The organism is Ramlibacter sp., from assembly GCF_028292805.1.
Taxonomy (GTDB): Bacteria; Pseudomonadota; Gammaproteobacteria; order Burkholderiales; family Burkholderiaceae_C; genus Ramlibacter.
Window position 1 is genome coordinate 1 of the sequence record NZ_JAQGLS010000304.1, and the last position, 7,192, is coordinate 7,192.

The window sequence follows — 7,192 nt, forward strand, 5'->3', positions numbered from 1 at the left end:
ACTGGATCCCGAACGATCCCACGCTGGTCGCGCAGATCCTGAAGATCAGCGCCTCCTACTCGCCGCCCCCACCCGAAGGCTTTGTCAGCCCGATGACCTGGGGGATCGAGAGCCACGTGGCGGAGCGTTTTGGTGCCGCCGGCGTGCCGGCGGCCGACATCGCCTGCGACAGGGAGACCTACACCTTCAATTTCGACGGCCCCCCGTCCGCGTTCGTCGATGCGTTTCGCCGCTATTACGGCCCGACGATGAATGCATTTGACGCAGCCGAAAAGAACGGGCGCAGCGATGCGCTCCGCACCGAGCTTGAGCAACTGTTCGCGACCCAGAACCGCAGCACGCGAGAAGGCGCGACGTCCATTCCGGCGACTTTTCTGAAGGTGAGCGTGGACATCCACTGACTTCGCAGAGGCGCTGCACGGCCAGGACCGGACGTTCACAAGGGCGACGTCTGTGGCTGTGTTTCTGGAGTTTGCTCGGTCCGCGCCGCAGCCAAGGGTCTTCCGCGCGCTCGCAAGCAGGAGTGCCTGGCGCCGCGGATCATGCGGGAAGGATCAGCTTCGATGTTTGGAGTCTGCACACATGCCCGACGTGCTGCGGCTCCAGGAAGACTGCTACGTGGAGATCGAGCCGCAGTCGCGGGAGTCGCCCGAGGCAAAGATACTCGCATCGCCAGGGACCTGCCTGGCCGCCGAGACCGCCGAGACCGCCGAGACCGCCGAGACCGCCGATGGTGTGGCCGGCTATCTCATCGCGGTTCCCGTCCGCCATCCGGATCTGCCTGCGTTGAACGCCCCGTCCCTCCATCTGGCGACGGGTAAGGGCCGCAGATGGATTGCAGCGTGGCTGCGAGATCGAGCTTTCCTTCTTCCGCCAGTTGCAAGGCAATGAAGGACGCCAGGGGCTTGGTGAGCGAGGCGGCTTCGAAGACAGTGTCGGTGTCGACCGGACGATCGTCGCTTTTCTCTACACTCTCCCTGCCCATGCTGCGCTACTTCACCCGCCCCGTCACCGCCTTCCAGCAGAACTGCTCCGTCGTCTACGAAGACGCCAGCCGCCGCGCCGCGGTGATCGACCCGGGCGGCGACCTCGACGCGTTGCTGCGGGAGATCGGCCGGCGCGGCCTGCAGCTCGAGCAGATCTGGCTGACGCACGCCCACATCGACCATGCCGGCGGCACCGCCGAACTGGCGCGGCGGCTGGGCCTGCCGATCATCGGGCCGCATCCGGGCGATCAGTTCTGGATCACCGGGCTGCCCGAGCAAGGCGCGATGTTCGGCTTTCCGCCGGCCGAGGCTTTCACGCCGACGCGCTGGCTGCACGATGGCGACACGGTGGAACTGGCCGGCCACGTGCTCAATGTGCGGCACTGCCCGGGGCACACGCCGGGGCACGTGGTGTTTCATTCGCCGGAAATGCAGCGCGCCTTCGTGGGCGACGTTCTGTTTGCCGGCGGCATAGGCCGCACCGACTTTCCGCAAGGCGACCACGCCACGCTGATCGCCAGCATCACGCAACGGCTGTGGCCGATGGGGGACGACACCGTCTTCATCCCCGGCCACGGGCCGGAAAGCAGCTTCGGACAGGAGCGCAAGACCAACCCGTACGTGGGCGGCACCTGAAGCGTCAGCGGCGGGCGCGCCCCTGCTCGTACAGGCTCTTCACGCGGGGCACGTTTTCCCGCAATCGCGCGATGCGGTCCGGCCCCGTCGGGTGGGTCGAGAGAAAGCCCGGCGCGCCGCCGCCGCCGGCGGCCTGCCCCATCTTCTCCCACAAGGTGACCGAGGCGGCGGGGTTGAAGCCGGCGCGCGCGCCCAGCTCCAGGCCGACCAGGTCCGCATCCACTTCGTCGTCGCGGCTGAATTTCAGCGTCAGCAGCTGGGTGCCGACGTTGGCCGCCAGGTCGCCGATCTGGCCCAGGCCGAACAGCGAGGCGCCCAGCGACAGCAGCGCGCCCGTGCCCTGGCTCTTGGCGATGCGTTCGCGGGCGTGCTCGCGCAAGGCGTGCGCCATCTCGTGGCCCATCACCATCGCCGTTTCGTCGTCGGTCAGCTTGAGCTTGTCCAGGATGCCGGTAAAGAAGGCGATCTTGCCGCCCGGCATGCAAAAGGCGTTGATCTGCTGGCTGCCGATGAGGTTGACCTCCCACTTCCATTGCCTGGCCCGGTCGTTCCAGCGCGTCGCATGCGGGATGATGCGGCTGGCGATGGCGCGCAGCCGCTGCAACTGCAGATGGCTGTCGGGCGCCAGCGCGCGCTTGGCACGGGCCTGCTCCAGCATCTGCACGTATTGCTTGGACGCCGCGCCCTCCAGTTCGGCCGCCGGCACCAGCGTGCGCAGCCGCGACGACTCGCCCACGTCCACCTGCGCCAGCAGCGGCGTGGCCACGGCGGCGCCCGCAAGCAGCAGGAAGGCCCGGCGCGGGGACGACCAGGACGATGACTTGGCAACGCAGAGCAGGCACATGGCTCAATAATAGAGACGAACAACACGCAACCATGTCAGACCCCACCGCGAGCACGGCTCAGCCAGAAGCTTCCCGACCCACATGGGGTGAGACCCTCCGCGTCTACCTCGAGGCGCCCACCTTGCGCATGCTGTTCCTCGGCTTTTCCGCCGGGTTGCCGCTGCTGCTGGTGCTGGGCACGCTGGGCTTTCGGCTGCGCGAGGCGGGCATCGACCGCACCACCATCGGCTTTCTGTCATGGGTGGGCCTGGCCTACGGCGTGAAGTGGCTGTGGGCGCCGCTGGTCGACCGGCTGCCGCTCCCGCTGCTCACGCGCTGGCTGGGGCGCCGCCGCAGCTGGCTGCTGCTGGCGCAGGTCGTCATCGCGCTGGGCCTGACCGGCATGGCGCTGACCGATCCCAGGAACGCGCTGAACGCGGTGGTGTGGTTCGCCGTATTGGTGGCCTTCGCCTCCGCCACCCAGGACATTGCGCTGGACGCGTTTCGCATCGAGTCGGCCGGCACCGAGCGCCAGGGCGCGCTGGCCGCGGCCTACCAGACCGGCTACCGACTGGCCATGATCTGGGCCGGCGCCGGCGTGCTGTGGATCGCGGCGCGCGCGGAGATCGCCGACGCCTCGGCCTACCAGCACGCGGCCTGGCAGACCGCCTACCTGGTGATGGCGTTGTCGATGGGCGTTGGCATGGTCACGGTGCTGCTGTCGCCCGAGCCGGTGGGCCGGCCGCTGGCGCCGACGCGCGGGGTGGCGCAATGGCTGCAGGTGGCGCTGGTCGAGCCGTTCACCGACTTCATCCGCCGCTACCGCTGGCATGCGGCGCTGATCCTCGGGCTGATCGCCGTCTACCGCATCAGCGACGTCGTGATGGGCATCATGGCCAACCCGTTCTACGTCGACATGGGCTACACCAAGGAGGAAGTGGCCACCGTCAGCAAGTTCTTCGGCGTGATCATGACGCTGGCCGGCGCCTTCCTGGGCGGCGCGCTGTCGCTGCGCCTGGGCGTGATGCGCACGCTGATGCTGGGCGCGGTGCTCAGCGCCGCCAGCAACCTGCTGTTCGCCTGGCTGGCCGGCCGTGGCCACGACGTGATGGGGCTGGTGTTCGTGGTCTCGGCCGACAACCTCTCGGGCGGCATCGCCTCGGCCGCTTTCGTCGCCTACCTCTCGAGCCTGACCAACATCCAGTACTCGGCCACGCAGTACGCGCTGTTCAGCTCCATGATGCTGCTGCTGCCGAAATGGCTGGCGGGGTTTTCCGGCAAGTTCGTCGACGCCTTCGGCTACGCGCCGTTCTTCATCTGGACGGCGGCGCTGGGACTGCCGGTGCTGCTGCTGGTGTGGCTGGCCACGCGCAACCTGAAGACGCTGCCGCCGCAGCGGCCGGGGATCGTGGCCGACGATTGATGCCGCATGGTGCGGCGCCAAGGCTTGCACACGCTAGGAATGCAGTTGCGCGAGCAGCTTGCGCTGGACCTTTCCCAACGCGGTCTTCGGCAACTGCGCCGGCCAGAACCAGCGACGCGGCTGCTCGAAGCGCGCCAGCCGCTGCAGCAGGTGCGCCTGCAGCGCCTCCTGCGAGGCCGGATGCGCCGGCAGCGCCTGCTCGATCTCGCCTGGGTGGATGTTCTCGCCGCCCGAGATCACCAGCTCGCGGGCCCGCCCGACGATGCGCCAGCTGCCGTCCGCGCGCCTGCTGCGCCAGCTCGCCGGTGGCGAACCAGCCGGCCGACGTGGTCCACCGCGTGCGCCGGCGGCAGCGCGATGGAGAACGGCCCCGTTTCGGTGGCGCCATAGACGTTGCAAACCGGCACGCCGCGATCGTGGAAGGCCTGCATCAGCCGCTCGGGCAGCAGGCTGGAGCCGGCCAGTTGGGCCAGCAACGGCGGCGGCGCGGCCGGCCGCCAGATCCAGCGCGCCGCAAGACAGTGTCTGCCCCTGGCTGCACGGCGGGCGGCGGGAGGAAGGTGCCCATTTACCCAACTTTACCGGGGGGACGCGCCACCGAGTCGCGCCCCTCCCACCATGTAAAGCAACGGGCCCCGCTTCGGTGGTCCCCCAGTACCATCCGCACATGCAGCACCTCCTGATGATCGAAGACGACACCCGCCTGGCCCAGATGGTCAGCGAGTACCTGGAGCGGTCCGGCTTCGGCGTGACGCACGCGCCCGACGCCATGAAGGGCCTGAGCCTGCTGGAGGAGCCGCCTTCCGGGACGGCACCCGACCTGGTGGTGCTCGACCTGATGCTGCCCGACCTGGACGGCCTGGAAGTCTGCCGCCGCGTGCGCGCGCTGCCGGGCGAGACCGGCAAGGTGCCGGTGCTGATGCTCACCGCCAAGGGCGACCCGATGGACCGCATCGTCGGCCTGGAGCTGGGCGCCGACGACTACCTGCCCAAGCCGTTCGAGCCGCGCGAGCTGCTGGCCCGCATCCGCGCCATCCTGCGCCGCCGCACCGAAGGCGCGCCCGCGCCGGCCAAGACCATGAAGTTCGGCACCATGGAGATCGACCGCGACGCCCGCACCGTCACCGTGGCCGGCAAGGCCGCCGAGCTGACCTCCTACCAGTTCGACCTGCTGGTGGTGCTGGCCGAGCGCGCCGGCCGGGTGCTCACGCGCGACCAGATCATGGAAGCGGTGCGCGGCCGCGAGCTGGAGGCCTTCGACCGCTCGATCGACGTTCACATGGGCCGGATCCGGGCCGCCATCGAAGCCGACGCCAAGAACCCCAAGCGCATCCTCACGGTGCGTGGCGTGGGCTACGTGTTCGCCAAGCAGCAGGATTGATGAGCGACTGGAACGCCCGCTGGCGGTTCCCCCTCTATCTGCGCATCTGGATCGCCGTCGTCGTGACGGTGGGCCTGCTGACGATCGCCTTCGGCTGGCTGTGGCAGCTCAACGCCGAACAGCAGCCCATGCGCGAAGTGATCATCCGCAACGAGGCCGGCGAGATCCTGGGCCAGAGCCGGGTGCGGCCGCAGCGCGTGCCGGGCCAGGGCTTCGAATTCGACATCGACATGAAGGACGGCACCAGTGTGTCGGTGCAGTTTCCGCCGCGCGCGCGCCAGCCGGGCGAGCCCCGCGACCCCGGCCGCCGCTGGCTGCCGCGCAGCACCTCGGGCTACATCTGGCTGCTGGGAATGGTGGCGCTGGCGGTGGCGCTGGGCAGCTACCCGATCGTGCGGCGGCTGACGCAGCGGGTCGAGCAATTGCGCCGCGGTGTCGAGCGCTGGGGCGAAGGCGACTTGTCGGCGCGCGTCAAGGAGGCGGGCAACGACGAAGTGGCCTTCCTGGCGCGCCGCTTCAACATCGCCGCGCAACGGGTCGAGACGCTGGTCAAGTCGCACAAGTCACTGCTGGCCAATGCCTCGCACGAGCTGCGCTCGCCGCTCACGCGCATCCGCATGGGGCTGGAGCTGATGGTGCCCGAGCCTTCGCCGCGCTCGCGCGAGGAAATCCTGCGCAACCTGGCCGAGCTCGACCAGCTGATCGACGAGATTTTGCTGGCCAGCCGGCTCGACGCCCGCGAAACCGACGTCGGCACCATCGAGCCGGTCGACCTGACGGGGCTGGCGGCCGAGGAAGCTTCGCGCGTCGATGCCGAACTGGGCGACTCCGAGCGTGCGGTGGTGGTCAACGGCGTGGCCAAGCTGCTGCGCCGGGCGGTGCGCAACCTGCTGGAGAACGCGCGACGCTACAGCGACGGTCCGGTGGCGATCACGGTGGAGCTCAAGGGCGGGAACGCCGTGCTGCGGGTGCGCGACCGCGGCCCCGGCGTGCCGCCGGCCGAGCGCGAGCGCATCTTCGAGCCGTTCTACCGGATGCGCGGCGCCAGCGAACGCGAAGGCGGCGTGGGCCTGGGGCTGGCACTGGTGCGCTCGATCACCGAGCGGCACCGCGGCACAGTGCACTGCGAAGACAACCCGGGCGGTGGCGCCTGCTTCGTGCTGACGCTGCCCTGTGAGCAGCTGTAAAGCTGCGCGAAAAGACTGGTTCGCCCCTCGCCAGGCGGCGGCGTTTTTCCGAGGAGGAAAGCTGCCATCCGCAGCGCCGGGGACCGCCTGCGCCACACGCAGGATGAAGCGGCCGCCGGCGGTGGCCAGGGTCTCTGCCCCGCAAGCAGCGCGCATCGGGTTCACGACTTTCAACGACCTCCTTCCAAGGACCGATGCAGCCACCCGCGAGGCGGCTGTTTTTTACAGGTCTTCGTTGATCCGCGGGGAAGACTACTCGCTGTCTGTATGGGTTCCCATGCGTAGCACCCTCCTCCTCGTAGACGTGCAGCTTTACTGCGCACCGTTTGAATGATTGCCTTGATCGCGGTTCATCCCCACGCACGTGGGGAACACAGCGCTTCGGCGCGTCCACCTGCAGCGGCATGCGGGGCGGCCTTTGCATTGGCCCACGCCGGTTCATCCCCACGCAAGTGGGGAACACGCCCTGCGTGAAATTATGAAACTGCCTCGCCGCGGTTCATCCCCCACGCACGTGGGGAACACAGCATCCTCGAGGGCGACACGACGCGCGACGTCGGTTCATCCCCACGCACGTGGGGAACACCGCAGTCCGCCCAGCTTCACCTCGATGCGGTTCGGTTCATCCCCACGCACGTGGGGAACACGCACAGTTTGTCGCTGATGGGTCGAACGTTGTCGCTTCATCCCCACGCACGTGGGGAACACAGCCTCGTCCAGTAGCCCGCCGCCTTCGCAGCCGGTTCATCCCCACG

8 protein-coding genes and 1 pseudogene are annotated in these 7,192 nt (G+C 68.8%); 5 read left to right on the forward strand and 4 right to left on the reverse strand.

The window, feature by feature from the left end:
• A pseudogene (locus JWP65_RS18535) lies at positions 1–401 on the forward strand (hypothetical protein); the annotation flags it as partial.
• A gap of 347 nt (positions 402–748) precedes the next feature.
• On the opposite strand, the gene JWP65_RS20190 reads toward JWP65_RS18535, so the two are convergent.
• A complete protein-coding gene (locus JWP65_RS20190; protein WP_367280533.1) occupies positions 749–985 on the reverse strand; it encodes a serine hydrolase in 237 nt (78 codons plus the stop codon).
• On the opposite strand from JWP65_RS20190, the gene JWP65_RS18545 reads away from it, so the two are divergent.
• A complete protein-coding gene (locus JWP65_RS18545) occupies positions 984–1,622 on the forward strand; it encodes an MBL fold metallo-hydrolase (RefSeq protein WP_299766421.1) in 639 nt (212 codons plus the stop codon). The genes JWP65_RS20190 and JWP65_RS18545 overlap by 2 nt on opposite strands.
• 4 nt (positions 1,623–1,626) lie before the next feature.
• Here the strand turns inward: JWP65_RS18545 and JWP65_RS18550 are convergent, their stop codons facing one another.
• Positions 1,627–2,466 (reverse strand): M48 family metallopeptidase, encoded by an 840-nt coding sequence (locus JWP65_RS18550; RefSeq protein ID WP_299766423.1) that lies wholly within the window; start codon positions 2,464–2,466, stop codon positions 1,627–1,629.
• A gap of 32 nt (positions 2,467–2,498) precedes the next feature.
• Here JWP65_RS18550 and JWP65_RS18555 point away from each other — a divergent pair, with 32 nt between their 5' ends.
• The gene (locus tag JWP65_RS18555) at positions 2,499–3,869 is read left to right on the forward strand and encodes an MFS transporter (RefSeq protein WP_299766425.1); all 1,371 of its coding nucleotides are present in this window, start codon (positions 2,499–2,501) and stop codon (positions 3,867–3,869) included.
• 33 nt (positions 3,870–3,902) lie between these two features.
• Here JWP65_RS18555 and JWP65_RS18560 read toward each other — a convergent pair whose 3' ends face one another.
• Together JWP65_RS18560 and JWP65_RS18565 are read right to left on the reverse strand one after the other, a co-directional pair.
• Positions 3,903–4,109 (reverse strand): hypothetical protein, encoded by a 207-nt coding sequence (locus JWP65_RS18560; protein WP_299766427.1) that lies wholly within the window; start codon positions 4,107–4,109, stop codon positions 3,903–3,905.
• The gene (locus JWP65_RS18565; RefSeq protein WP_299766429.1) at positions 4,106–4,345 is read right to left on the reverse strand and encodes a hypothetical protein; all 240 of its coding nucleotides are present in this window, start codon (positions 4,343–4,345) and stop codon (positions 4,106–4,108) included. Before JWP65_RS18565 ends, JWP65_RS18560 begins: the two co-directional genes overlap by 4 nt.
• A gap of 191 nt (positions 4,346–4,536) precedes the next feature.
• Here JWP65_RS18565 and JWP65_RS18570 point away from each other — a divergent pair, with 191 nt between their 5' ends.
• Both JWP65_RS18570 and JWP65_RS18575 read left to right on the forward strand, forming a co-directional pair.
• On the forward strand, positions 4,537–5,250 hold the full coding sequence (locus JWP65_RS18570) for a response regulator transcription factor (protein WP_299766431.1): 714 nt from the start codon (positions 4,537–4,539) through the stop codon (positions 5,248–5,250).
• A complete protein-coding gene (locus tag JWP65_RS18575) occupies positions 5,250–6,437 on the forward strand; it encodes an ATP-binding protein (protein ID WP_299766433.1) in 1,188 nt (395 codons plus the stop codon). The genes JWP65_RS18570 and JWP65_RS18575 overlap by 1 nt, the downstream gene beginning before the upstream one ends.
• Positions 6,438–7,192: the final 755 nt, after the last annotated feature.